At 59.2% G+C, this 25148-nt stretch carries 24 protein-coding genes; 15 read left to right on the top strand and 9 right to left on the bottom strand.

The window, feature by feature from the left end; all coding sequences use genetic code 11:
* Nucleotides 1-57 precede the first annotated feature (57 nt).
* A complete protein-coding gene (proY, locus tag ACL2XM_RS15720) occupies nucleotides 58-1437 on the top strand; it encodes a proline-specific permease ProY (RefSeq protein WP_410016218.1) in 1380 nt (459 codons plus the stop codon).
* Between the two features lie 1224 nt (nucleotides 1438-2661).
* Here the strand turns inward: proY and ACL2XM_RS15715 are convergent.
* Both ACL2XM_RS15715 and ACL2XM_RS15710 read right to left on the bottom strand, forming a co-directional pair.
* Complete coding sequence (locus ACL2XM_RS15715) at nucleotides 2662-3264, bottom strand: peroxiredoxin C (RefSeq protein ID WP_331122721.1); 603 nt, start codon at nucleotides 3262-3264, stop codon at nucleotides 2662-2664.
* 213 nt (nucleotides 3265-3477) lie between these two features.
* Nucleotides 3478-4065: an ACP phosphodiesterase gene (locus tag ACL2XM_RS15710; protein WP_410016217.1), complete on the bottom strand. Its 588-nt coding sequence runs from the start codon at nucleotides 4063-4065 to the stop codon at nucleotides 3478-3480.
* A 104-nt stretch (nucleotides 4066-4169) separates the two neighbouring features.
* Here ACL2XM_RS15710 and queA point away from each other — a divergent pair, with 104 nt between their 5' ends.
* The 5 genes from queA (at nucleotide 4170) to secF (ending at nucleotide 9675) form a co-directional block, all read left to right on the top strand.
* Nucleotides 4170-5243, top strand: coding sequence for a tRNA preQ1(34) S-adenosylmethionine ribosyltransferase-isomerase QueA (gene queA, locus ACL2XM_RS15705; RefSeq protein ID WP_413731199.1), 1074 nt, complete (start codon nucleotides 4170-4172; stop codon nucleotides 5241-5243).
* 97 nt (nucleotides 5244-5340) lie between these two features.
* Complete coding sequence (gene tgt, locus ACL2XM_RS15700; protein ID WP_410016215.1) at nucleotides 5341-6489, top strand: tRNA guanosine(34) transglycosylase Tgt; 1149 nt, start codon at nucleotides 5341-5343, stop codon at nucleotides 6487-6489.
* Entirely contained in the window at nucleotides 6490-6822 is a 333-nt protein-coding gene (gene yajC, locus ACL2XM_RS15695) for a preprotein translocase subunit YajC (RefSeq protein ID WP_162367683.1), read from the top strand.
* Nucleotides 6823-6849: 27 nt separating this feature from the next.
* The gene (secD, locus tag ACL2XM_RS15690; protein WP_410016214.1) at nucleotides 6850-8697 is read left to right on the top strand and encodes a protein translocase subunit SecD; all 1848 of its coding nucleotides are present in this window, start codon (nucleotides 6850-6852) and stop codon (nucleotides 8695-8697) included.
* A 9-nt stretch (nucleotides 8698-8706) separates the two neighbouring features.
* Nucleotides 8707-9675, top strand: coding sequence for a protein translocase subunit SecF (gene secF / locus ACL2XM_RS15685; protein ID WP_410016213.1), 969 nt, complete (start codon nucleotides 8707-8709; stop codon nucleotides 9673-9675).
* 79 nt (nucleotides 9676-9754) lie between these two features.
* Here the strand turns inward: secF and ACL2XM_RS15680 are convergent, their stop codons facing one another.
* Nucleotides 9755-10345, bottom strand: coding sequence for a DUF3251 domain-containing protein (locus ACL2XM_RS15680; protein ID WP_410016212.1), 591 nt, complete (start codon nucleotides 10343-10345; stop codon nucleotides 9755-9757).
* Nucleotides 10346-10521: 176 nt separating this feature from the next.
* Here ACL2XM_RS15680 and nrdR point away from each other — a divergent pair, with 176 nt between their 5' ends.
* The 6 genes from nrdR to pgpA all read left to right on the top strand — a co-directional run bounded on the left by nrdR (nucleotide 10522) and on the right by pgpA (nucleotide 14664).
* Nucleotides 10522-10971, top strand: coding sequence for a transcriptional regulator NrdR (nrdR, locus tag ACL2XM_RS15675; RefSeq protein WP_410016211.1), 450 nt, complete (start codon nucleotides 10522-10524; stop codon nucleotides 10969-10971).
* Between the two features lie 10 nt (nucleotides 10972-10981).
* The gene (gene ribD, locus ACL2XM_RS15670; protein WP_413731197.1) at nucleotides 10982-12115 is read left to right on the top strand and encodes a bifunctional diaminohydroxyphosphoribosylaminopyrimidine deaminase/5-amino-6-(5-phosphoribosylamino)uracil reductase RibD; all 1134 of its coding nucleotides are present in this window, start codon (nucleotides 10982-10984) and stop codon (nucleotides 12113-12115) included.
* 84 nt (nucleotides 12116-12199) lie between these two features.
* Entirely contained in the window at nucleotides 12200-12670 is a 471-nt protein-coding gene (ribE, locus tag ACL2XM_RS15665; protein WP_413730863.1) for a 6,7-dimethyl-8-ribityllumazine synthase, read from the top strand.
* A 15-nt stretch (nucleotides 12671-12685) separates the two neighbouring features.
* Nucleotides 12686-13105, top strand: coding sequence for a transcription antitermination factor NusB (gene nusB / locus ACL2XM_RS15660; RefSeq protein WP_162367690.1), 420 nt, complete (start codon nucleotides 12686-12688; stop codon nucleotides 13103-13105).
* 71 nt (nucleotides 13106-13176) lie between these two features.
* Nucleotides 13177-14154 (top strand): thiamine-phosphate kinase, encoded by a 978-nt coding sequence (gene thiL, locus ACL2XM_RS15655; protein ID WP_413722249.1) that lies wholly within the window; start codon nucleotides 13177-13179, stop codon nucleotides 14152-14154.
* A gap of 15 nt (nucleotides 14155-14169) precedes the next feature.
* Nucleotides 14170-14664: a phosphatidylglycerophosphatase A gene (gene pgpA / locus ACL2XM_RS15650; RefSeq protein ID WP_410016608.1), complete on the top strand. Its 495-nt coding sequence runs from the start codon at nucleotides 14170-14172 to the stop codon at nucleotides 14662-14664.
* Nucleotides 14665-14808: 144 nt separating this feature from the next.
* Here pgpA and ACL2XM_RS15645 read toward each other — a convergent pair whose 3' ends face one another.
* Nucleotides 14809-15783, bottom strand: a complete 975-nt coding sequence (locus tag ACL2XM_RS15645) for an aldo/keto reductase (RefSeq protein WP_413722250.1) — start codon at nucleotides 15781-15783, stop codon at nucleotides 14809-14811.
* 216 nt (nucleotides 15784-15999) lie between these two features.
* Between ACL2XM_RS15645 and ACL2XM_RS15640 the strand changes: the two genes are divergently transcribed.
* Nucleotides 16000-17256 (top strand): dicarboxylate/amino acid:cation symporter, encoded by a 1257-nt coding sequence (locus ACL2XM_RS15640; RefSeq protein ID WP_413722251.1) that lies wholly within the window; start codon nucleotides 16000-16002, stop codon nucleotides 17254-17256.
* 476 nt (nucleotides 17257-17732) lie between these two features.
* Here ACL2XM_RS15640 and dxs read toward each other — a convergent pair whose 3' ends face one another.
* The 3 genes from dxs to xseB are packed head-to-tail and all read right to left on the bottom strand — an operon-like array spanning nucleotide 17733 to nucleotide 20776.
* Entirely contained in the window at nucleotides 17733-19595 is a 1863-nt protein-coding gene (gene dxs / locus ACL2XM_RS15635) for a 1-deoxy-D-xylulose-5-phosphate synthase (protein WP_410016205.1), read from the bottom strand.
* A 38-nt stretch (nucleotides 19596-19633) separates the two neighbouring features.
* Complete coding sequence (ispA, locus tag ACL2XM_RS15630) at nucleotides 19634-20530, bottom strand: (2E,6E)-farnesyl diphosphate synthase (RefSeq protein WP_413722252.1); 897 nt, start codon at nucleotides 20528-20530, stop codon at nucleotides 19634-19636.
* A 3-nt stretch (nucleotides 20531-20533) separates the two neighbouring features.
* The gene (xseB, locus tag ACL2XM_RS15625; RefSeq protein WP_410016203.1) at nucleotides 20534-20776 is read right to left on the bottom strand and encodes an exodeoxyribonuclease VII small subunit; all 243 of its coding nucleotides are present in this window, start codon (nucleotides 20774-20776) and stop codon (nucleotides 20534-20536) included.
* A 229-nt stretch (nucleotides 20777-21005) separates the two neighbouring features.
* Between xseB and thiI the strand changes: the two genes are divergently transcribed.
* A complete protein-coding gene (gene thiI, locus ACL2XM_RS15620; RefSeq protein ID WP_413731195.1) occupies nucleotides 21006-22454 on the top strand; it encodes a tRNA uracil 4-sulfurtransferase ThiI in 1449 nt (482 codons plus the stop codon).
* A gap of 84 nt (nucleotides 22455-22538) precedes the next feature.
* Here the strand turns inward: thiI and yajL are convergent, their stop codons facing one another.
* Nucleotides 22539-23132, bottom strand: coding sequence for a protein deglycase YajL (yajL, locus tag ACL2XM_RS15615; RefSeq protein WP_410016201.1), 594 nt, complete (start codon nucleotides 23130-23132; stop codon nucleotides 22539-22541).
* Nucleotides 23092-24009, bottom strand: a complete 918-nt coding sequence (gene panE, locus ACL2XM_RS15610; RefSeq protein ID WP_410016200.1) for a 2-dehydropantoate 2-reductase — start codon at nucleotides 24007-24009, stop codon at nucleotides 23092-23094. The genes yajL and panE overlap by 41 nt, the downstream gene beginning before the upstream one ends.
* 196 nt (nucleotides 24010-24205) lie before the next feature.
* On the opposite strand from panE, the gene ACL2XM_RS15605 reads away from it, so the two are divergent.
* Nucleotides 24206-24697 carry a YajQ family cyclic di-GMP-binding protein gene (locus ACL2XM_RS15605; RefSeq protein WP_331122703.1) on the top strand — a complete coding sequence of 164 codons (492 nt, stop codon included), beginning with the start codon at nucleotides 24206-24208 and terminating at the stop codon, nucleotides 24695-24697.
* The last annotated feature ends 451 nt before the right edge of the window (nucleotides 24698-25148 follow it).

The following is a 25148-nucleotide window of genomic DNA, read 5'->3' as shown; positions in this document are numbered from 1 at the left end:
ATTCACCGCGGGTCGTCCCGCGGCTATTTTTGACTGAAAAAACAGGGTAAATGGGTCATGCAACAACAACCCTCCGCATTAAAACGGGGTCTTACCACCCGCCATATCCGATTTATGGCCTTAGGTTCCGCCATCGGCACCGGGCTGTTTTACGGCTCCGCCGACGCCATTAAAATGGCCGGCCCCAGCGTGCTGCTGGCGTATATGATTGGCGGCGTGGTGGCGTATATCATCATGCGCGCACTTGGCGAAATGTCGGTACACAGTCCCCATGCCGGGTCCTTCTCCCGTTACGCCCAGGATAACCTTGGCGGGCTTGCCGGCTATATTACCGGCTGGACCTACTGCTTTGAAATCCTCATCGTCGCCATCGCCGACGTCACCGCCTTCGGCATCTATATGGGCGTCTGGTTTCCGTCGGTGCCGCACTGGGTCTGGGTGCTGAGCGTGGTACTGATAATCGGCGCCATCAACCTGCTCAATGTCAAGGCCTTCGGCGAAATGGAATTCTGGTTCTCGTTCTTCAAGGTGGCCACCATCATCCTGATGATCGTGGCCGGGTTCGCCATCATTATCTGGGGGCTGGGCAACGGCGGACAGCCCACCGGTATCCACAATCTCTGGTCCAACGGCGGTTTTTTCAGCCATGGGATAATGGGCATGATCCTGTCGCTGCAAATGGTGATGTTCGCTTATGGCGGCATTGAAATTATCGGCATCACGGCGGGCGAAGCCAATGAACCGGAAAAATCGATCCCGAAGGCAATCAACTCCGTGCCCTGGCGCATCCTGGTCTTTTATGTCGGCACGCTGTTCGTCATCATGTCCATCTATCCCTGGGATCAGGTGGGCACCGAAGGCAGCCCCTTTGTGCTCACTTTCCAGAAGCTGGGGATCCATACCGCCGCCGGCATTCTGAATTTTGTGGTGCTGACCGCCTCGCTGTCGGCCATTAACAGCGACGTATTCGGCGTCGGGCGCATGCTGCACGGCATGGCCGGCCAGGGACACGCGCCCAAGATGTTCGCCCGCGTATCGCGTAACGGCATCCCCTGGGTCACGGTGCTGGTGATGATGTTCGCGCTGCTGCTGGCGGTTTACCTGAATTACATCATGCCGGAAAATATTTTCCTGGTGATCGCGTCGCTGGCCACCTTTGCCACCGTCTGGGTGTGGATCATGATCCTGTGCTCGCAAATCGGCTTTCGGCGCAGACTCGGCGCACAGCAGGCCAAGGCGCTGGCATTCCCCCTGCCGGGCGGCGCGCTGACCTCGGCGGCGGGTGTATTGTTCCTGCTGTTTATCATCGGCTTGATCGGCTATTTCCCGGTGACGCGTATTTCGTTATATGTCGGCGGGATTTGGATTGTGCTGCTTCTTGCCAGCTACGCCCTGATGCAACGCCATAAAAACCGCCGCCTGGCAACCGCCCGCTAGGCCCGCCCACACCGATCTCAACGCAGACGTGTTAAGGGAGACCGTGCCAATGGGGTCGAATCGGGCGTGGTATTCCCGCCCGACCGAGCGCCCCATGGCATGGTATGCCCGCCCACACCGAGCTTAAAGCAGACGTGTTCAAGGGAGACTGTGCCAATGGGGTCGAATCGGGCGTGGTTTTCCCGCCCGACCGAGCGCCCCATGGCACGGTATGCCCGCCCGAACGAGCGCCCCATGGCACGGTATGCCCGCCAACACCGAGCTTAAAGCAGGCGTGTTCAAGGGAGACCGTGCCGATGGGGTCGAATCGGGCGTGGTGTTCCCGCCCGACCGAGCGCCCCATGGCACGGTATGCCCGCCAACACCGAGCTTAAAGCAGTCGTGTTCAAGGGAGAGCGTGCCAATGGGGTCGAATCGGGCGTGGTGTTCCCGCCCGACCGAGCGCCCCATGGCACGGTATGCCCGCCAACACCGCGCTCAAAGCAGACGTGTTAAGGGAGACCGTGCCAATGGGGTCGAATCGGGCGTGGTATTCCCGCCCGACCGAGCGCCCCATGGCATGGTATGCCCGCCAACACCGCGCTCAACGCAGACGTGTTCAAGGGAGACCGTGCCAATGGGGTCGAATCGGGCGTGGTATTCCCGCCCGACCGAGCGCCCCATGGCATGGTATGCCCGCCAACACCGAGCTCAACGCAGACGTGTTCAAGGGAGACCGTGCCAATGGGGTCGAATCGGGCGTGGTGTTCCCGCCCGACCGAGCGCCCCATGGCACGGTATGCCCGCCAACACCGCGCTCAAAGCAGACGTGTTAAGGGAGACCGTGCCAATGGGGTCGAATCGGGCGTGGTATTCCCGCCCGACCGAGCACCCCATGGCATGGTATGCCCGCCAACACCGAGCTCAACGCAGACGTGTTCAAGGGAGACCGTGCCAATGGGGTCGAATCGGGCGTGGTGTTCCCGCCCGACCGAGCGCCCCATGGCGCGGTATGCCCGCCAACACCGCGCTCAAAGCAGACGTGTTAAGGGAGACCGTGCCAATGGGGTCGAATCGGGCGTGGTGTTCCCGCCCGACCGAGCGCCCCATGGCGCGGTATGCCCGCCAACACCGAACCCAAAGCAGAGCGTGCCGATACATCAATTGTATTCAGGCATAAAAAAACCGCCGGTTATCCGACGGTATTTATCGCGCGCGCTTTAAGCGGGCAAAATCAACAGACTATTACAAACGGCTGGCATTTTCCGACAGATACTTCGCCACGCCTTCCGGTGACGCGCCCATCCCTTCCTGGCCTTTTTCCCATTGGGCCGGGCACACTTCACCATGTTCCTCATGGAACTGCAACGCGTCAACCATACGCATCATTTCATCAATGTTACGGCCAAGCGGCAAATCGTTGACCACCTGATGACGCACCACGCCCTCTTTATCGATCAGGAACGAACCGCGCAACGCAACGCCGGCTTCCGGATGTTCGATACCATAGGCCCGGATGATTTCATGCTTAACGTCGGCCACCATCGGATACTGCACTTCGCCGATGCCGCCTTCGTTCACCGGGGTTTTACGCCAGGCGTTATGAACGAACTCGGAGTCAAAGGACACGCCGATGATTTCCACGCCGCGTTTCTGGAATTCAGCATAACGCTTGTCAAAAGCGATCAGCTCGGACGGACACACGAACGTAAAATCCATCGGCCAAAAGAAGATAACGGCGGGTTTGCCTTTGATATGGCTTTTCAGATTGAAATTTTCAACGATTTCACCGCTGCCCAATACAGCTGCGGCGGTAAAGTCTGGGGCTTGACGGGTTACCAGTACCATGAGTACTCCTGTAAAAAGCGGTTAAGTGAGTTGCTAACAAAAGAAACAAAACGAGGGCCAGTATAAGGTCTCGCGCCCGGGTGTAAAAGGCCATGGCGCCAATCGGTGAGATAGCTTTGACCAATTGAAGCGCTTATAATTCAACATTTATAATACAAAATAACCCCTTCCGGTGAAAGGGCAAAATCGCTAACGATGAAGCGCAAACGAAACTTACAAACTCCCGGCTCCCCGGCCCGCCATTTGCATTAAATCCGGATATAAACGCCAGAAGCAGGCTTCCAGCGCCGTGTAATGCAGTTCGATTTCCGGAAAGATGCCGCTTAGCGCCACAAGCCTGGGGCGGCGGCTGGCCATACCGTTAAAGACCGGCGCCAGAAAACCCAGCTCGGCATAACGCTCCAGCCAGCGCTCGCGCCACAAATAGTCATTCAGCGCTTGAAAGGACTCCGGCGTCCCCGGCAGGGCGGGCTTTATTTCGCCTTCAACCCGCTGCACGAAACGCCGCAGCGACACTTCAGGCTCGACCCGCCGCCAATGACGCGCCAGGAAATGATCCCACACCACATCCAGCGCAATCGGCGCCACCCGCCGGTAATCGGGGCTGAACAATGCCTTGGCGGCCTTCACTTCGGGATGGCTATCGGTAATGACATCAATCCTGCGATGCATACGAATGCCAGCCGCCACAGGCTCCGGAAACTGGCCGTCGGGATTGCCGCGGACAAAGTCCGCCATCAGGTTGCCCAGTAATGAGCTTTGCGCCAGGGAGGCGAGATGAAGATGGGCAAGAAAATTCATGCCATGAGTATAGGTTAAAAAAGGTTGGCATCCGCTTATTTCTTGCAGGCGCCGCCGCATAGCCCTAGACTAAGCCGCCTGTTTTTTGCGTAAAGTGAACCGAAATGCGAGTGGCCGATTTCTCATTTGATCTTCCTGAAAACCTGATTGCCCATTATCCCCAGCCGGAGCGCAGCGCCTGCCGCCTGCTCTCCCTCGACGGACCGACGGGCGGGATAAGCCATGGTGTATTTACCGATCTGCTGGATAAGCTGCGCCCCGGCGATTTGCTGGTATTCAACAATACGCGGGTGATTCCGGCGCGGCTGTTCGGCCGCAAGGCCAGCGGCGGCAAGATCGAAGTGCTGGTGGAACGGGTGCTGGACGAACACCGCGTACTGGCCCATGTGCGCGCCTCCAAGGCGCCCAAGCCCGGAAGCGCGCTGCAGCTGGGCGACGATGAGAGCATTAGCGCCACCATGGTGGCCCGCCACGATACCCTGTTCGAGCTGCGTTTCAACGAAGAACGGGACGTCTTGACGCTGTTGAACGATGCCGGGCATATCCCCCTGCCGCCCTACATCGACCGCCCGGACGAAGCCGCCGATCGCGAGCTGTACCAGACGGTCTACAGCGCACGTCCCGGCGCGGTGGCGGCGCCCACCGCCGGCCTGCATTTCGATGCGCCCCTGCTGGACGCGCTGCGCGGCAAAGGCGTCGAAATGGCATTTGTCACGCTCCATATCGGTGCCGGCACCTTCCAGCCGGTGCGCGTCGCCCAGCTTGAAGAACACGTCATGCACACTGAATACGCCGAAGTGCCGCAGCAGGTGGTGGACGCGGTACTGGCCTGCAAAGCGCGCGGCAACCGGGTGGTGGCGGTGGGCACCACCTCGGTGCGATCGCTGGAAAGCGCCGCCAGGGCCGCCGGCGATGGACCCCTGGCGCCATTTTTCGGCGACACCGATATCTTTATTTACCCCGGTTACCGCTTTCGCGTTATCGACGTGCTGGTAACCAATTTTCATTTACCTGAGTCAACCCTGATTATGTTGGTATCCGCTTTCGCCGGTTACCGGCATACTATGGCGGCTTACCAGGCGGCGGTTAACGAACGCTACCGTTTCTTCAGCTATGGCGACGCCATGTTCATCACCGCCAATCCCCGGGCGGCGCAGGAAAGCATCGGGGAAGCATAACCGGCCGGGCGGGGCTATCCGCCGGGCTTTTTTTTGCCGGGACAATAGGGTGCCGGCAATGACCGCATCGGACTGTTTATCCGGTGCCGGAGGACGAGTGAAGTATCAATTAATCAACACTGACGGCCTGGCGCGCCGCGGGCGCCTGACATTCGAGCGCGGCACGGTGGAAACCCCGGCGTTCATGCCCGTGGGCACCTACGGCACGGTAAAAGGCATGACGCCTGAGGAAGTGGCCGAAACCGGCGCGCAGATCCTGCTGGGCAATACCTTTCATCTCTGGCTGCGGCCGGGGCAGGAAATTATGAAACTGCACGGCGACCTGCATGATTTTATGCAGTGGCACGGCCCGATCCTAACCGATTCCGGCGGCTTCCAGGTCTTCAGCCTGGGGGATATCCGCAAGATCACCGAAGAGGGCGTGCATTTTCGCAATCCGATTAACGGCGACGCGATTTTCCTGAGTCCGGAAAAATCGATGGAGATCCAATACGATCTCGGCTCCGATATCGTCATGATCTTCGATGAATGCACGCCTTTCCCGGCCGAGCACGACTACGCGAAAAAATCGATGGAAATGTCGCTGCGCTGGGCGGCCCGCTCGCGCGAGCGTTTTGATCAACTGCAAAACAAAAATGCGCTGTTCGGCATAATCCAGGGCGGTATTTACGAAGATTTACGAGATGTATCGGTAAAAAGACTGGTAGAGATAGGCTTTGATGGTTACGCTGTGGGCGGCCTGGCTGTGGGCGAGCCGAAAGCGGACATGCATCGCATCCTGGAGCACGTCTGCCCGCAGCTCCCGGCGGATAAACCGCGTTACCTGATGGGCGTGGGCAAACCGGAGGATCTGGTGGAAGGGGTGCGGCGCGGTATCGACATGTTCGATTGCGTCATGCCAACCCGCAACGCGCGCAACGGCCACTTATTCGTCACCGGCGGCGTGGTGAAGATCCGCAACGCCAGCCATAAAAGCGATACATCGGTCCTGGATGAGCATTGTGATTGCTACACCTGTCGCAATTATAGCCGCGCGTACTTGCATCATCTCGACCGTTGCAACGAAATACTGGGTGCCCGTCTGAACACCATCCACAACCTGCGGTATTATCAGCGTCTGATGGCAGGTTTACGCCAGGCCATCGATGAGAGTAAATTAGGGCGTTTCGTGGAAGAATTTTATGGTCGGAGGGGGTTACCCGTTCCGCCGTTAGCCGTTGAGTTATATAACAATGAGGGAATTTAAATGAGCTTTTTCAGTTCTGACGCCGCCGGCGCAGCCACCGGCCCGTCCCAGGGAAGTCCTTACTCTCTGGTGATCATGCTGGTGGTGTTTGGTTTGATTTTCTATTTTATGATCCTGCGTCCGCAGCAAAAACGCGCCAAAGATCATAAAAAGCTGATGGATTCCATCGGCAAGGGTGATGAAGTGCTGACCACCGGCGGCCTGGTCGGACGCGTGACCAAAGTCGCGGACACGGGCTATATCGCCATCGCGCTCAACGATACCAACGAAGTGGTCATCAAACGTGATTTCGTGGCCGCCGTTCTGCCGAAAGGTACGATGAAAGCGCTGTAATTAACGATTTTCCCGAAGGGAACTGCCGTGTTAAACCGTTATCCTTTATGGAAGTACATCATGCTGATCCTGGCGCTGGTCGTCGGGCTGCTGTATGCGCTTCCAAACCTATATGGTGAGGATCCGGCCGTACAAATCACTGGCGCGCGCGGTGCCGCCGCCAGTGAGACGACGCTGGTCCAGATCCAGAATGTGTTAAAAGAACAAAATATCACCAGCAAGTCTATTGCGTTGGAAAATGGCGCCATCCTGGCGCGCTTCAGCAATCCGGACGTGCAGTTGCGCGCCCGCGAGGCGTTGTTAAACGCGCTTGGCGAAAATTATATCGTTGCGCTTAACCTGGCCCCGGCCACCCCGCCGTGGTTATCGGTGCTGGGCGCCGAACCGATGAAACTGGGCCTGGATCTGCGTGGCGGCGTCCATTTCCTGATGGAAGTGGATATGGATACTGCCCTGGGCAAACTCCAGGAGCAGACCATGGATACCCTGCGCACCGATTTGCGTGAAAAAGGGATCCCCTACGCCACCGTGCGTAAAACCGACAACAATGGCACCGAAGTGGGCTTTCGCGACGCGGCGGCCCGCGACCAGGCGGTTTCCTACCTGACCCCGCGCCATCGCGATCTGGTGTTCAGCAGCGTCGGCGACACCGGCCTGCGCGCCGTCATGGCGGATACCCGCCTGCGCGAGGCGCGGGAATACGCGGTACAGCAGAACATCACCATCCTGCGTAACCGCGTCAACCAGCTCGGCGTGGCCGAACCGCTGGTGCAGCGCCAGGGCGCCGACCGTATCGTGGTTGAACTGCCGGGCATCCAGGACACCGCGCGCGCCAAGGAAATCCTCGGCGCCACCGCCACCCTGGAGTTCCGCCTGGTCAATAGCACGGTAGACCGCACCGCGGCCGCCAGCGGCCGGGTACCGGGGGATTCCGAAGTGAAATCCACCCGTGACGGCCAGCCGGTCGTCCTCTACAAACGCGTTATCCTCACCGGCGATCATATTACCGACTCCACCTCCAGCGCCGATGAATATAACCGCCCGCAGGTCAATATCTCGCTGGACAGCACCGGCGGCACCAATATGTCCAACTTCACCAAGGACAATATCGGCAAGCCGATGGCGACGCTGTTCGTGGAATATAAGGACAGTGGTAAAAAAGACGCCAACGGCCGCTCGATCCTGGTGAAACAGGAAGAGGTTATCAACGTCGCGACCATCCAGTCGCGCCTGGGCAACAGCTTCCGCATTACCGGCATCGATAATCCGAATGAAGCGCGCCAGCTCTCGCTGCTGCTGCGCGCCGGGGCTTTGATTGCGCCGATCCAGATTGTCGAGGAGCGTACCATCGGTCCGACCCTCGGCATGCAGAATATTACCCAGGGGCTGCAAGCCTGCCTGTGGGGACTGGTGGCGTCCATTGTCTTTATGGTGGTGTGGTATCGTAAATTCGGCCTGATTGCCACCACCGCGCTGGTGGCCAACCTGGTGATGATCGTGGGCATCATGTCCCTGCTGCCGGGGGCGACGCTGACCATGCCGGGTATCGCCGGGATCGTGCTGACGCTTGCGGTGGCGGTGGATGCCAACGTGCTGATCAACGAGCGCATCAAGGAAGAGCTGAAAAACGGACGATCGGTCCAGCAGGCAATCCATGAAGGCTATCGCGGCGCATTCTCCAGCATCGTTGACGCCAACGTCACCACGCTGATTACCGCCATTATCCTGTATGCGGTCGGCACCGGCTCTATCAAGGGCTTTGCCATTACCACAGCGATTGGGGTTGCCACCTCGATGTTTACGGCGATTGTCGGCACGCGTGCCATCGTTAACCTGCTTTACGGCGGTAAACGCATCAACAAGCTGTCAATTTAGGAGTGGGCTGTGGCTCAGCAACATAGTGTTGAAGATTTGAATTACGGCCGTAGAGTCTATGACTTTATGCGCTGGGATTATGTGGCGTTCAGTATCTCGATTACGCTGCTGGTCATCTCGATCGCCATCATGTCGGTCAGGGGGTTTAACTGGGGCCTGGATTTCACCGGCGGTACGGTGATTGAACTGAACCTGGAGAAAACCGTCGATCTGGACGCCATGCGCGACGCGCTGGAGAAAGCCGGTTTCAAGGAGCCGCTGATCCAAAACTTCGGCAGCAGCCGCGATGTGATGGTGCGCATGCCGCCGGTGCAGGATGGCGCGGGTCAGGAACTGGGCAATAAAGTGCTCGGCGTGATCAACCAGACCTTCGAGCAGAACGCCGTAGTCAAACGCATCGAATTCGTCGGGCCGAGCGTGGGCAACGATCTGGCGCAGGCCGGCGGCATGGCGCTGCTGGTGGCGCTGATCTCCATCCTGATTTACGTCGGCATCCGCTTCGAATGGCGCCTGGCGCTGGGGGCGGTGCTGGCGCTGGCCCATGACGTGGTGATCACCATGGGGGTGCTGTCGCTGTTCCACGTGGAAATCGACCTGACCATTATCGCCTCGCTGATGTCGGTCATCGGTTATTCGCTTAACGACAGCATCGTGGTCTCGGATCGTATTCGTGAAAACTTCCGCAAGATCCGCCGCGGCAGTTCTTATGAAATCATCAACGTGTCCCTGACCCAGACCTTAAGCCGGACCATCATGACGTCGGCCACCACGCTGATGGTGGTGCTGATGCTGTTTATCTTTGGCGGTCCGATATTGGAAGGCTTCTCGCTGACCATGCTTATCGGCGTTTCCATCGGTACGGTTTCCTCCATCTATGTGGCTTCCGCCCTGGCGCTGAAGCTGGGAATGAAGCGCGAACACATGATGCAGCAGAAAGTCGAGAAAGAGGGCGCCGATCAGCCTTCGCTGCTGCCATAAAAGGCGCTGCCGGCATGACATTCAGGAACCCCGCAGCAGCGGGGTTTTTTTATGGCCGTTTACCGGCGGGCGGGCGCGGCTACTGCCGCGACAGTGGTTTTACCGCATCGGGGGCGGGCGGTGTCTCGGGGGCGTTGCGGATGATATCGCGCAGGCGGACAAAGCCCACCTGTTCCGGCGTCAGGCCGCTGAGCCGCAGCTCAAGCGTGGCTTCCGGTTTCGGCAGCAGGGAAGCCGGCACCACGATCGGCTGGCTAAGCGTATCGGCGGTCAGCGGCTTGCCGGAGGCGGGATCCACCTGGCCCCAATCGACCACCGCATGGAACGGGGGCAGCGCCGAACCGTCCGCGGTGCGGATGCTCAGCAGCGCCCGCGACCCGTTGGCCTCGGTTTCCACCGCGCCCAGGCTGACCTGCAGCCTGCCGATAGCGCTGTCCACCTGCGCCGCGGCCTGCGCCGCCGGATAGAGATAAACGCCGCTGGTGGACTGCTCATTGAGCGCGTTTTGCTGCATCAGCGCCGAGGCCTGATCGTTGAGGTATTGCAGGCGCTGGTTAAGCTGGCCGATTTCCTTTTTCAATTCGGGGATTTTAGGGTTCGGTTGTTGCGCGCAACCCGCAAGGGACAGCAGGGCGAGGGTGGCGTAAAGCGAACGATAACTGATTGTCATAGCAACAGTTTCCTTTTTCTGTCAGTTAAATACAGCTTAGCCCGGAACACGCGGAAAGTCATGAAATGTTAGCAGGCGGGGATACCGAATCCCGCGGTTACCGGCGGCGGCCCTCTTTGTTGTCGGCGCGGTTCGCGCTAAACTACCTTATCCGTTTCAGCCGCGCAGGACGCCTTATGCATTGTCCCTTTTGTTCCGCAGTCGATACCAAGGTCATTGATTCCCGCCTGGTGGGTGAAGGCTCCCAGGTCCGGCGCCGGCGCCAGTGCCTGGTCTGCAATGAGCGCTTTACCACCTTTGAGGTGGCGGAGCTGGTCCTGCCCCGGGTTATCAAGAGTAACGAGATCCGCGAGCCCTTTAATGAAGACAAGCTGCGCGGCGGATTCCTGAAAGCGTTGGAAAAGAGGCCGGTAAATTCCGACGACGTCGAAATGGCCATCAACCATATCAAATCCCAGCTGCGCGCGACCGGGGAACGGGAAGTCCCGAGTAAAATGGTCGGCAACCTGGTGATGGACGCCCTGAAAAAACTCGACAAAGTGGCGTATATCCGTTTTGCCTCGGTATACCGCAGTTTTGAGGATGTACGCGAATTTGGCGAAGAAATCGCCCGCCTCCAGGATTAAGGACCACGCTATGCCGCTTGATGAACTCTACATGGCGCGCGCGCTGGAGCTGGCGCGGCGCGGCCGCTTTACCACCGCGCCCAATCCCAACGTCGGCTGCGTCATTGCGCGCGACGGGCATATTGTCGGCGAGGGCTACCATCTGCGCGCCGGCGAGCCCCATGCCGAAGTCCATGCCCTGCGCATGGCGGGCGACGCGGCGCGCGGCGCCACCGCCTACGTTACCCTTGAGCCCTGCAGCCATCACGGCCGCACGCCGCCTTGCGCCGACGCGCTGGTGGCGGCCGGGGTGGCGCGGGTGGTGGTGGCGATGCAAGATCCCAATCCCCAGGTTGCCGGGCGCGGCATGTATCTCCTGCGCCAGGCCGGCGTATCGGTTGAGCACGGTCTGATGATGAAGGATGCCGAGGCGCTGAATCCGGGGTTTCTCAAACGCATGCGCACCGGTTTTCCCTATGTGCAGCTCAAGCTTGCCGCCTCCCTTGACGGCCGTACCGCCATGGCCTCGGGTGAAAGCCAGTGGATAACCTCGCCCCAGGCCCGCCGGGATGTGCAGGTTTTCCGCGCCCAGGCCGGCGCCATTTTATCCAGCGCCGCCACGGTATTGGCCGACGATCCCGCCCTCACGGTGCGTTGGGACTCACTGCCGCCGAGCATTCGCGAGATGTATCCCCAGGCATCGCTGCGCCAGCCGTTACGGGTGGTTATCGATAGCCGGAATCGGGTTACGCCCCGGCATCGTCTGGTGGCCCAGGCCGGACAGACCGTGCTCGCCCGTCTGCGGCCCGATTCGCAGCCATGGCCACAGGACGTCGAACAGCTGACGGTGCCCGCCGCCGCAGGCGCGCCGGGCGGAACGGCGCATATCGATATCGTGGCGCTGCTGATGTTGCTGGCCCGGCGCCAGGTAAACAGCCTGTGGGTCGAGGCCGGCGCTTCGCTTGCCGGCGCCTTGCTTGACGCCGGGGTGGTGGATGAACTGATCGTCTACCTGGCGCCCAGGCTGCTCGGCGCCGGCGCGCGCGGGTTATGCGACCTGCCGGGACTGGAGACATTGGCGCAGGCGCCGGCGTTTGACTTTACCGACCTGTGCCAGGTCGGGCCGGATATCCGCCTGCGGCTTAAACCGCGCCACGGGCAGTAATTGGCCCGAGCAGCGGGCAAAAGAATATGTTAGAATCCGCCCCCTTGTGGGCAATTACCGCCATTTGTCAATTGAAGGAAAGCCATGAACGTTATTGAAGGTGTTGTCGCCACTCCGGATGCCCGCATAGCGATTGCGATTGCGCGCTTTAACCACTTCATCAATGACAGCCTGCTGGAAGGCGCTATTGATGCCCTCAAGCGTATCGGCCAGGTGAAAGACGACAATATCACCGTAGTCTGGGTACCGGGCGCCTACGAGCTGCCGCTGGCAACCCGCGCATTGGCCAATAGTAAAAAATTTGACGCCGTGGTGGCGCTTGGCACGGTAATCCGTGGCGGCACCGCGCATTTTGAATATGTCGCCGGCGAGTGCAGCTCCGGTTTATCAGACGTCGCCATGAGCAGTGAGCTGCCCGTGGCCTTCGGCGTGCTGACGACGGAAAGCATTGAACAGGCAATAGAACGGGCCGGCACCAAAGCCGGCAACAAAGGTGCGGAAGCAGCGTTGACCGCACTGGAAATGATTAACGTACTGAAAGCTATCAAAGCGTAAGTAAAGGGGAAATTCGTGAAACCTGCTGCTCGTCGCCGTGCCCGTGAATGTGTCGTTCAGGCGCTTTACTCATGGCAGTTATCTCATAACGATATCGCGGATATTGAAGTCCAGTTCCTCGCGGAGCAGGATGTCAAGGATGTGGATATCGCTTATTTTCGCGAGCTGTATACCGGTACGGCGACGCATGCAGCGGAGCTGGATCAGCTTATGGCACCCTACCTTTCACGTCAGCTTGACGAGTTGGGCCATGTGGAGCGCGCCATTTTGCGCCTGGCGCTGTATGAATTAAGCAAGCGCCTGGACGTGCCGTATAAAGTGGCCATCAATGAGGCGATTGAGCTGGCCAAGACCTTCGGCGCGGAAGAAAGCCATAAGTTTGTCAACGGCGTGCTGGACAAAGCGGCCCCGCATATCCGTCCCAACAGGAAGTAACGTTTTTCCGGCCGGTTCTCCGGCCGCGGCCCTTTTCCGCAATAACATAGACAACACTATTTGGATAGGTTATGGCCTGTGGCGAATTTGACCTTATTGCCCGCTATTTCAATCGCGTAAGAAGCGTTCGGCGCGATGTGGTACTGGGCATCGGCGATGATTGTGCACTGCTGTCGGTTGATGAAAAACGACTGATAGCGGTCAGCACCGATACCCTGGTGGCGGGTATTCACTTTTTGCCGGATATCTCTCCCGCCGACCTAGGTTATAAATCCCTGGCGGTAAATCTCAGCGACCTGGCCGCCATGGGCGCCGATCCCGCCTGGCTGTCGCTCGCCCTCACCTTGCCCGACGTTGATGAATCCTGGCTGGCCGCCTATAGCGACAGCCTGTATGAACAGCTGGATTATTACGGCATGCAGCTGATCGGCGGCGATACCACGCGCGGTCCGCTCAGCCTGACGCTGACCATCCATGGGCTGATCCCCGCGGGGCGCGCCATCACCCGTTCGGGCGCGCGCATCGGCGATTGGATCTACGTCACCGGTACCCTGGGCGACAGCGCCGCCGGCCTGGCTATCCTGCAAAACCGGCTTGATGTCGATTCGCCGCGGGACCGCCAATACCTGCTGGGGCGCCACCTGCGTCCCCAGCCGCGCATCCTGCAAGGGCAGGCGCTGCGCGATCTGGCCAGTTCGGCGATCGATATCTCCGACGGCCTCGTCTCCGACCTGCGGCATATCCTCGACAGGAGCGAATGCGGCGCGCGCATCCATTTGGACGATCTGCCTTATTCCACCGCCCTGCGACGCCACGCCACGCCGGAGCAGGCGTTGCGCTGGGCCCTGGGCGGCGGCGAAGATTACGAACTCTGCTTTACCGTGCCCGAAATAAACCGCGGCGCGCTCGATGTCGCCTTAGGCCATACCGGCGCCGATTTTACCTGCATCGGCCAGATTGGGCCGCGTAGCGAAGGCCTGCAATTATTGCGCGATAATCAGCCGGTCACGTTCGATTGGCAAGGTTTTGACCATTTTAATCAGGAGTAAGCCATGACCATGGAAATGGCCCTTGCCAAAGGGCGGGTAAGGCTGCGCAATCCCTGGCACCTGCTGGCCACCGGATTCGGCAGCGGATTGTTTCCCTGGATGCCCGGCACCGCCGGCTCCCTGGCGGCAATCCCCTTATGGTGCCTGATAATCCAGCTTCCCTGGCAGCTCTACTCCCTGGTGGTCATGTTAAGCATCTGCCTGGGCGTTTATGCCTGTCACCAGACCGCCAGGGATATGCGCGTGCACGATCACGGCTGCCTGGTCTGGGATGAATTCGTCGGCATGTGGATTACGCTGATGGCCTTGCCGGTCAACGACTGGCGTTGGGTAGCGGCGGCCTTTGTGCTGTTTCGCGTGCTGGACATCTGGAAACCCTGGCCGATCCGCTGGTTCGATCGGGAGGTGCATGGCGGCATGGGGATCATGATTGATGACATCGTGGCCGGTATTATCGGCGCCGGCATAATTTTCGCCGTGGGCCATTACTGGCCGCTGTTCCTGACCTGATGTATCGGTACGCCTGGCGCCGGCATGAACCCGATACGTCGGTGGAGGCTACCGGCATGGGGCGGCGAATCCGCCGGGCGGCATCAGGACGGTACCCCGCCCATGGCGGGCGGGGTTGGCCGCTGTTAGCCCACCGGCGGCGGATCATTGAAAACCGACCGGATAATGCGGGGCGTAGGCGGTTTCCAGCTCGGCAATGTCCTGCTCATCCAGGATAACGTCCAGGGCGCCGACCAGGTCGTCAAGCTGTTCGGCGCGTGACGCGCCGACGATCGGCGCGGTAACCGCCGGTTTGCTCAGCACCCACGCCAGCGCCACCTGCGCCCGCGACACGCCCTTGCTGTCGGCGATGGCCGCCACGCGTTCGGCTATGCGGGCGTCGGCGTCGGCGCTGTTATCATAGAGCGCCTTGCTGACCAGGTCCGACGCTTCCCGCGCGGTGGTTTCGCCCCAGGGGCGGGTCAGCCTGCCGCGCGCCAGGGGGCTCCAGGGTAGCACCGCGATCCCCTCGGCCCGGCACAGGGGGTGCATTTCACGCTCCTCCTCGCGCTGGATCAGGTTGTATTGATCCTGCATGCTGACAAAACGGGTCCAGCCATGCAAATCGGCGGTATACAAGGCGCGGGCAAACTGCCAGGCGTACATCGACGACGCGCCGATAAACCGCGCCTTGCCGGATTGCACCACGTCGTGCAGCGCCTCCAGCGTCTCCTCCAGCGGCGTGTCGTAGTCCCAACGGTGGATCTGCAGCAGATCGACATAGTCGGTGCCGAGGCGGGAGAGACTGTCGTCGATGGATTGCAGGATATTGGCGCGCGACAGGCCGCCCGACAGATTGCTCATGGGGAAAAAGACCTTGGTGGCGAGAACGATGTCCTCGCGCCGCGCGAAATCGTTTAACGCCCGCCCGACGATTTCCTCGCTGCTGCCGTCCGAATAGCTGTTGGCGGTATCGAAGAAATTAATACCCAGCTCCAGCGCCTGCTTTATCAACAGCCGTGAGCTTTCCTCGGGCAGGGTCCAGGCATGCTTGCCCCTTGTGGGTTCGCCAAAGGTCATACAACCCAGGCACAGGCGGGATACGCGAAGATCGGTCTTGCCAAGCGTGGTAAACTGCATGTTTTTCTCCTGAGGGTGATGTTAATCATTACATTATAGTCAGATTGTTATGGGCGGCGGGGTGATTGCCATCCAGCCCCCGGGCTGGCAAACCCATTAATGCGGTTTTCCTTGACCCATTGCATGGAATCTTACCTCTTCATTAAGGATGATTGTGCGACTTACTCTCAACCCCTCGTCACTATAAACGCGTAGTACATTGAACACCGGGAAATTATGTCTAAATCTAATAAGTTAACCACCTTTATCCTGGCCTTTATGCTGCTGGGCATCGTCATGGGCGCCCTGGTGCACCAGTTTGCCAGCGCGGAGAATGCGCACGCCTATGCGGACAATATTGCATTATTAACCGACATCTTTCTGCGCCTGATTAAGATGGTCATTGCGCCGCTGGTATTTACCACGCTGACGGTAGGCATCATGAATATGGGCGATACTTCGGCCATCGGCGCCCTGGGCGGCAAAGCCTTTCTCTGGTTTATCTCGTCCTCCGTGGTGTCCATTTTGCTCGGGCTGACGGTGGTCACCCTCATGCAGCCCGGCGCCGGCCTTAACCTGCAAATCCCCGCCCAGGCGGTGGATACCGGCCTTGCCGCCAGCGGCATGTCGTTCAAGACCTTTATTGCCCATACCTTCCCCACCAGCATCGTTGACGCCATGGGGCATAACGAAATTCTGCAAATCGTGGTGTTTTCGTTATTCTTCGGCATCGCCGGGGCGTCGCTGGGGGAGAAATTCAATAAACCGCTGGCGGACGGACTGAACGTGGTCTCCCATATCATGCTGAAGGTGACGGGCTATGTGATGTATATGGCGCCGCTCGCCATCTTTGCCGCCGTGTCGTCGGTTATCGCCAACGAAGGGTTGGGCATCCTGAAAAGCTACGCGTCGTTTATCGGCGGCTATTACCTGGCCATCGCGCTGTGCTGCGTGCTGATGATAGGGTTCTGTTACCTGGTGTTGAAATCCGCCACGTTTCGCCTGCTGAGCATGCTGAAAGAGCCGGTGATCCTGGCGTTCACCACCAGCAGCTCCGAGGCCGCCTATCCCAAGACCCTCGAGCAGCTGCGGCGTTTCGGCTGCCCGAACAATATCGCCTCGTTTGTGCTGCCGCTGGGGTATTCGTTTAATCTGGTGGGGTCGATGATCTACTGCTCGTTTGCCGCCATGTTTATCGCCCAAGCCTATAACATCCGGCTCACCGGCGCGGAAATCACCATGCTGATGCTGACCCTGATGCTGGCGTCCAAAGGCATTGCCGGCGTGCCGCGCTCGGCGCTGGTGGTGCTGGCGGCCACCATTCCAAGTTTTAATATCCCGGTGGCGGGTATCCTGCTGTTGATGGGTATCGACCATGTGCTGGATATGGGACGCTCAGGCATCAACGTCCTGGGCAACGGTATCGCCACCGCCATGCTGTCGCGTCCGGAAACGGAGCCTGAAGCATCGGGCGAATGGCAGGAAAATCACTGAAAAATAGCCCGCCACCACCGCGCTTAAAGCAGACGTGTTCAAGGGAGAGCGTGCCAATGGGGTCGAATCGGGCGTGATTTTCCCGCCCGACCGAGCGCCCCATGGCGCGGTATGCCCGCCACCACCGCGCTTAAAGCAGACGTGTTCAAGGGAGAGCGCGCCGATGGGGTCGAATCGGGCGTAATTTTCCCGCCCGACCGAGCGCCCCATGGCGCGGTATGCCCGCCACCACCGCGCTTAAAGCAGACGTGTTCAAGGGAGAGCATGCCGATGGGGTCGAATCGGGCGTGGTTTTTTCGCCCGACCGAGCGCCCCATGGCGCGGTATGCCCGCCACCACCGCGCTTAAAGCAGACGTGTTCAAGGGAGAGCATGCCGATGGGGTCGAATCGGGCGTGGTTTTTTCGCCCGACCGAGCGCCCCATGGCACGGTAGGCCCGCCGGCACCGGGCTTACCTAAGGCGCCGCGCCAAACCCTCAGGCCAGCCAGCGCTCAATCCGGGCTTGGATCCCGGCGCTGTCCAGCCCGAGCGCGGCGCGCATTTCCTCCTGGCTGCCCTGCGGGATAAACCGATCGGGCAGGCCGATATTCAAGACCGGCACCAGCAGCCGCTGGTGCATCAGGAATTCATTCACGCCGCTGCCGGCGCCGCCCATGACGGCGTTCTCCTCCAGCGTCACCAGCGCTTCGTGGCTGGCGGCCAGTTCCTCGATAAGACTTTCATCCAGCGGTTTAACAAAACGCATGTCCACCAGGGTGGCGTTTAGCGCGTCGGCGACGACGCGCGCGTCGGCCAGCAGGGTGCCGAAGTTAAGGATGGCGATCTTTTCGCCCTGGCGGCGGATGATCCCCTTGCCGATGGCCAGCGGCGCCAGTGGCGCCAGCGCCGCGCCGGTACCGCTGCCGCGTGGATAACGCACCGCCGACGGCCCGTCCTGATAGTGATAACCGGTATGCAGCATCAGCCGGCATTCGTTTTCATCGCTCGGCGTCATGATAACCATGTGGGGCACGCAGCGCAGGAAGGATAAATCAAACGCGCCCTGGTGGGTCGGCCCGTCGGCGCCGACGATGCCGCAGCGATCGATGGCGAACAATACCGGCAAACGCTGGATGGCCACGTCATGGATCAGCTGATCGTAGGCGCGCTGTAAAAAGGTGGAGTAAATGGCCACTACCGGTTTATAACCGCCGATGGCCAGGCCCGCGGCGAAGGTCACGGCATGTTGTTCCGCAATGGCCACGTCGAAATACTGGCCGGGGTACTGCCGCGAAAAGCGCACCATGCCCGAGCCTTCGCGCATGGCGGGGGTGATTGCCATCAGTTTATCGTCAGTCGCCGCCGTCTCGCACAGCCAGTTGCCGAAAATCGCCGAATAGGTGGGCAGCCCGCCGGCGCTTTTGGGCAGGGTACCGGTCTCGGGATCAAATTTCGGCACCGCATGCCAGCTGATGGGATCTTTCTCCGCCGGGGCGTACCCCTTGCCCTTTTTGGTCATGATATGCAGGAACTGCGGGCCTTTCATGGCGCGCATGTTTTTCAGCGTATGCACCAGTCCCAGCACATCGTGCCCGTCCACCGGGCCGATATAGTTGAATCCCAGTTCCTCGAACAGCGTACCGGGCACCACCATGCCCTTGATATGTTCCTCGGTGCGCTTGACCAGCTCCTTAATGGGCGGAATGCCGGACAGCACCCGCTTGCCTCCCTCGCGCAGGGTAGAGTACAGCTTGCCGGAAAGAATCTGCGCCAGATGGTTGTTCAGCGCGCCGACGTTTTCGGAGATCGACATTTCGTTATCATTGAGGATCACCAGCAGGTCCGACTTGATATCCCCCGCATGGTTCATCGCCTCGAACGCCATGCCGGCGGTAATGGCGCCGTCGCCGATGACGCACACGGTACGGCGCCCTTTGCCTTCATGTCCGGCGGCCACCGCCATGCCGAGCCCGGCGCTGATGGAGGTGGAGGAGTGGCCGACCGACAGCACGTCATAGTCGCTTTCGCCGCGCCAGGGAAAAGGATGCAGGCCGTCTTTCTGGCGAATGGTGCCGATCTGGTCGCGGCGTCCGGTCAGGATTTTGTGCGGATAGGCCTGGTGGCCGACATCCCACACCACATGATCAAACGGGGTGTTATAGACATAATGCAGCGCAACGGTAAGTTCCACGGTACCCAGACCCGAGGCGAAATGGCCGCTTGAGCGGCTGACGCTGTCCAGCAGGAACCGCCTCAGCTCGTCGCAGAGCCTCACTAAACTCTCTTTCGGCAGCAGCCGCAGCTCGGCGGGTACTTCGGCTAAGGCCAACGTCGGGTACTTCGTCAGATCAATACTCATCGGATACTCATATCTGGGATGGAAAAAGACGCTTTTTTTTACTTATCGCGTTCAATGACAAACCGTGCCAGCGCGTTCAGGGCCGACGTATCATAACCCAGGCTTTCGACATGCGTTAAAGCCGCCAATGACTCCTGGATCAGATCATGTGCCTTGGCGCGCGCGTTATCAAGCCCCAGCAGCGCCGGGTAGGTGCTTTTGCCCAGCTGTTGATCCGCGCCCTGGCGTTTACCAAGCGTCGCGGTATCGCCCACCACGTCGAGAATATCGTCCTGGACCTGGAACGCCAGGCCGATGGCGGCGGCATAACGATCGAGGAAGGACAGGGCCGCACGGCCCGGTTCCCCGGCCGCCAGCGCGCCCATGGTTACCGCCGAGCGGATCAGCGCGCCGGTCTTATAACGGTGAATGGTCTCGAGATCCGCCAGGTTGACCGGCGTCACTTCCGCCGCCAAATCCTGCGCCTGGCCGAGGCACATGCCGGCCGCGCCGCTGGCCTGGGCCAGCGCCGAGATCATCGCCAGGCGATCCCGCGTCGCCACCGACGGCATCGGCGCGTCGGCCAGAATGGAAAACGCCAGGGCTTGCAGCGCGTCCCCGGCCAGGATGGCGGTGGTTTCACCAAATTTAATATGGCAGGTCGGTTGACCGCGCCGCAGGTCGTCGTCGTCCATTGCCGGCAGGTCGTCATGGATGAGGGAATACGCGTGGATGCATTCCACCGCCGCCGCCGGCGCGTCCAGGTCCGCCAAAGGCAGGCCGAACAGCTGGCCGGTACGGTAAACCAGGAACGGCCGCAGGCGCTTGCCGCCCAGTAACGCGCCGTGGCGCATGGCCTGGGTCAGCGGTTCCCGGGGATCCAGGGAAGCGAAAAACCGGTCCAGCGCCCCGTCGACCCGCAGATGGCAGGCCTTTAGCTGCAGCGCGAACTCCATGGTTTATTCCGCGTCCGGGGTAAACGGCGTCAGCGGCGCAGTGTTCTCGTCGCTAAGCAATATCTGCACCCGCTGCTCCGCCTGCTGCAAGGTCTGCTGGCCGTGGCGCGCCAGCTGCACGCCCTGTTCAAATGCGTTCAGCGCCTCTTCCAGCGGAAGCTCGCCTGATTCCAGGCGGGTGACAATCTGTTCCAATTCTTTTAGTGCAGTTTCAAAACTGGCGGGCTGTTCGGTTTTTTTCGGCATAACGATTTTTTCACCAACGTAAAGGGCATGGCATATGAAAACAGACAACGTTAGCCCAGAGTGCGATGATAAGCAAATTGGGCTCAATGCCGCGGCGTAAAGTGATATACTGCGCGCCTCGGATGCTAAGGGTAATATCCAGGCGTACTGCGCCGGATTATCCCTATCTTATTATATGACGTGTTCCGCTACGTTACCTTTTTCTTCTGATCACATAACGACTATCGCCATGAAGTTTATCATCAAACTGTTTCCGGAAATTACGATAAAAAGCCAGTCGGTACGGCTGCGCTTTATTAAAATTCTCGCCAGCAATATCCGCAACGTCATGAAACATTATGACGAGTCCCTGACGGTGGTGCGTCATTGGGATCATATCATCGTACGCGCCAAGGACGAGAGCAAGCGCCCGGTTATCTGCGAGGCGCTGACCCGTATTCCCGGCATCCATCATATCCTGGCGGTGGAAGAACACACCTATACGGATATGCACGACATTTATGTGCAGACGCTGGCGCAGTACCACGACCGGCTGGTGGATAAAACATTTTGCGTGCGCGTAAAACGCCGCGGCACCCATGAATTTACTTCGCAGGATGTGGAACGCTACGTCGGCGGCGGCCTGAACCAGAACGTATCCGGCACCCGCGTGCGGCTCAACCATCCCGAAGAAACCATCCACCTGGAAATCGAAGACGATCGCCTGCTGCTTATCACCGCGCGCTATGAAGGCATTGGCGGATTCCCTATCGGTACCCAGGAAGATGTGCTGTCGCTGATTTCCGGCGGTTTCGATTCCGGCGTTTCCAGCTATATGCTGATGCGCCGCGGCTGCCGGGTGCATTACTGCTTCTTTAACCTGGGCGGCGCGGCGCATGAAATCGGCGTGCGCCAGGTGGCGCATCATCTCTGGAACCGCTACGGCAGTTCCCACCGGGTGCGGTTTATCGCCATTGATTTTGCCGCCGTGGTGGGCGAAATCCTGGAAAAAGTCGATGACGGCCAAATGGGCGTGGTGCTCAAGCGCATGATGATCCGCGCGGCATCGGAAATGGCGGAACGCTTCGGCATCCAGGCGCTGGTGACCGGTGAAGCCCTGGGGCAGGTCTCCAGCCAGACCCTCACCAACCTGCGCCTGATCGATAACGTCTCCGATACGCTGGTGCTGCGGCCGCTGATTTCCCATGATAAAGAGCAGATCATCAATATGGCGCGCGCCATCGGCACCGAGGAATTCGCCAAAACCATGCCGGAATATTGCGGCGTAATTTCTAAAAGTCCGACGGTCAGGGCCGTAAAGCATCGTATCGAGCAGGAAGAAGCGCATTTTGACTTCAGCGTGCTCGAACGGGCGGTGGCGGAGGCCAGCAGCATCGATATCCGCGAAATCATCGAGCAGACCCGCCAGGATGTGGAGGAAGTGGAAACCGCGGCCGACGTCGGCGGCAATGATATCGTGCTGGATATCCGTCCGGTGGACGAGCAGGAAAGCCAGCCGCTGCTGATGGACAACATCGTGGTCCAGGCGCTGCCGTTCTATAAGCTCGGCACCCAGTTCGGCACGCTTGACCAGAGCAAGTCCTATCTCCTGTACTGCGAGCGGGGCGTCATGAGCCGGCTGCAGGCGCTGTACCTGCGCGAGCAGGGCTTTCACAACGTCAAGGTTTACCGGCCTTAAAGCCGCGTCCCGGCCGTTTGCCGTACGCTAAATACGGCAAACGGCAAGCGTGTTCGCCATCGCCGGCCGGGATCCCGGCGTGAGTTACCCGGCGAAATCCCGTATGCCCGCAGGCAGCACCAGCTGCGCCGCCACTTCCGCCGCTTTGCTTCCGCCCAGTAGCAGCCCGATAATATGCAAGGCAAACTCCATCGCCGTACCCGGACCCTGGCTGGTCAGCAGGTTCGCCGTTTTATCGTAAACAACCCGCTCGTCCCGCCATTGCGACGCCGGGATCCGGTCTTTCAACGCCGGGAACCCCGTTAACGCGGCATCAGGAAACAGGCGATGATGTACCAGCACCAACGCCGGCGCCGCGCAGATGGCGGCAATCAGTCTGCCGGCGCGACTTGCCAGACGCAGGCAATCAATCAGCGCCGCGCTGTCGCGCAGGGCCTCGGCGCCCTTGACGCCGCCCGGCAGGACGATAACGTCGAACGCCCGGCCGGCCACCGTCGCCAGCGGGGCATCGGCCAGCAGCCGTACTCCGCGCGAGCAGACAATCCCATGGCTCGCGTTGCCCACGCCCACGCCCGTCACCGTCACCTCAATGCCGGCCCTGACCAGCAGATCGATCACGGTCACCGCTTCGGTTTCTTCACTCCCAGTCGCCAGACATACCATCGCCGAGACGCCCATAGTGGTCCTCCTTCTGTTTGATCAGCTCATACAAGCGCTGGTTTTCCGGTACGCTCAGGCCATGTACCCGCGCCCGCCGCACCAGGTAACCATTAATATAGTCAATCTCGGTATGACGCTGGGCGCGAATATCCTGCAGCATCGACGACGTATTGCCCGCGGTGCTTTTAATGGTTTGCCCAACGTAAAACAGCAGGCTTTCATAAGAAGTATGGTATCCCTCGCGATCCATGACCATCGCCACTTCGCGGCACAGCGCTTCGATCTGATCGATATACTGTTCTATCTCGCCGTTACGGCACTCATAGGCCGCCGTCAGCGGGTTGATGACACAGTTGGCGGCCAGTTTAAGCCAGCAGGAAGCGGCGATATTGTTATGCCAGGCCACATCCGGCAACGCCTCGTGCAGCTTTTCCGCCAGGTGGCTGATGGACTGCGCGTTTTCCGTCAGCGGGCCGATACGGGTGGTACCGTTATAGACATGGATAATGCTGCCGCTCTCGCTGCGATAAGCCGCGTGGGTGGTGATGCCCTGCAACAACGGCTGGGTAAGCGCAGGCAGCTCTTCGCGGGTGCCCAGGCCGTTATGCAGCAATAAAATGGCGCAGTCCGCCCTGAGCTGCGGCAACAGCGTGCGGATGGCGCCGGAAACCTGCCAGGCTTTCAGCGTCACCAGCAAGAGATCACTCCCGGACAAAAGCGCGGCGTTGTTGGCGGGCAACTGATGCCGCACGTTCTCCCCCAGGGGCGTCACCACATCCACCGTACAAGACGACTGCGGCACGCGCAGCCATCCCTGGACGTTGTGCCCCTGGCTCACCAGTCCGGCCAGCCACAACTGGCCGATGGCGCCACACCCGAGAACGGTAATATTCATGTTTTAACCTTTGCTATGCATTAAGCCAACCAGCGCCTGCCTGCGCGTAGATTGCTCTGATTATAGACATATTCGCTGCCTATCAAGGGCCGTTTTAGGCCTATTCATTTTTTTGCCGACGCCGCGGACAGTATTTTGTATCTGGCAAACCAAGCGGGTATGATGCTAACCAAAGAATGGCAGCCGGAGACACATTATGCCCTCATTTGACATCGTTTCAGAAATAGATATGCAGGAAGTTCGCAACGCGGTGGAGAATGCCAGCCGCGAGCTCACCACCCGCTGGGATTTTCGCAACGTACCGGCAAGTTTTGAGCTCAATGAAAAAAACCAAAGCATCACCGCCACCAGCGAATCCGATTTCCAGGTGCAGCAACTGGTCGAGATCCTGCGGGAAAAATTGGCCAAACGCGGTATTGAGGGCGGGGCGATAGAGCTGCCGGACGAGATGGCGCGCAGCGGCAAAACCTATAGCGTCGAGGCCAAGCTCAAGCAAGGCATCGAATCCACCCTGGCCAAGAAGCTGGTGAAACTGATCAAAGACAGCAAGCTGAAGGTACAGGTGCAAATCCAGGGCGAGCAGGTACGGGTTACCGGCAAATCCCGCGATGATTTGCAGGGCGCCATGGCGCTGGTCAAAGGCGGAGAGCTGGGCCAGCCGTTTCAGTTTACTAATTTTCGCGATTAAGTGCTGGGCTGACGGCAGGGCGACTTGCCCATTTTAATCTATATAACTTAATAAGATAGGCGTCTGTTATTAAATAGAGCGGGCGCGGTTTTTAGTTTTAGCGTATCAAAAAATGCCGCCTGAATACCCTTTTTTGCATAATCAATGCATGCCTATTGAAATGAATCCCTCTGTTTGCTATCACTATGGGGAATAGATATCTTTGTAGAGGAACGAGTAATATTAATTAAAAAGTCACTCTATGTAAAATTTATAACATATCTGTTTATATAACATAAATGTATGCATTGATTTTACAGTGATCTTCTTTAGCGTTTTTAACTTAACAGAAAATTATTTAAACGATTGGTGGCATTAATGTGTGAAGTCTAACGCCAAGGCTTAATGTCGTTTTGGCGTGGGCATCATAATGCTTTCCCCAAGAGTTAGCGAGTCGACAGTATTTATATGC

The organism is Sodalis sp. RH20, assembly GCF_047324205.1.
In the GTDB taxonomy this organism is placed as follows: Bacteria; Pseudomonadota; Gammaproteobacteria; order Enterobacterales; family Enterobacteriaceae; genus Acerihabitans.
Note: the sequence above shows the minus strand (reverse complement) of the source record. Positions and strands in the feature narration are given on the sequence as shown.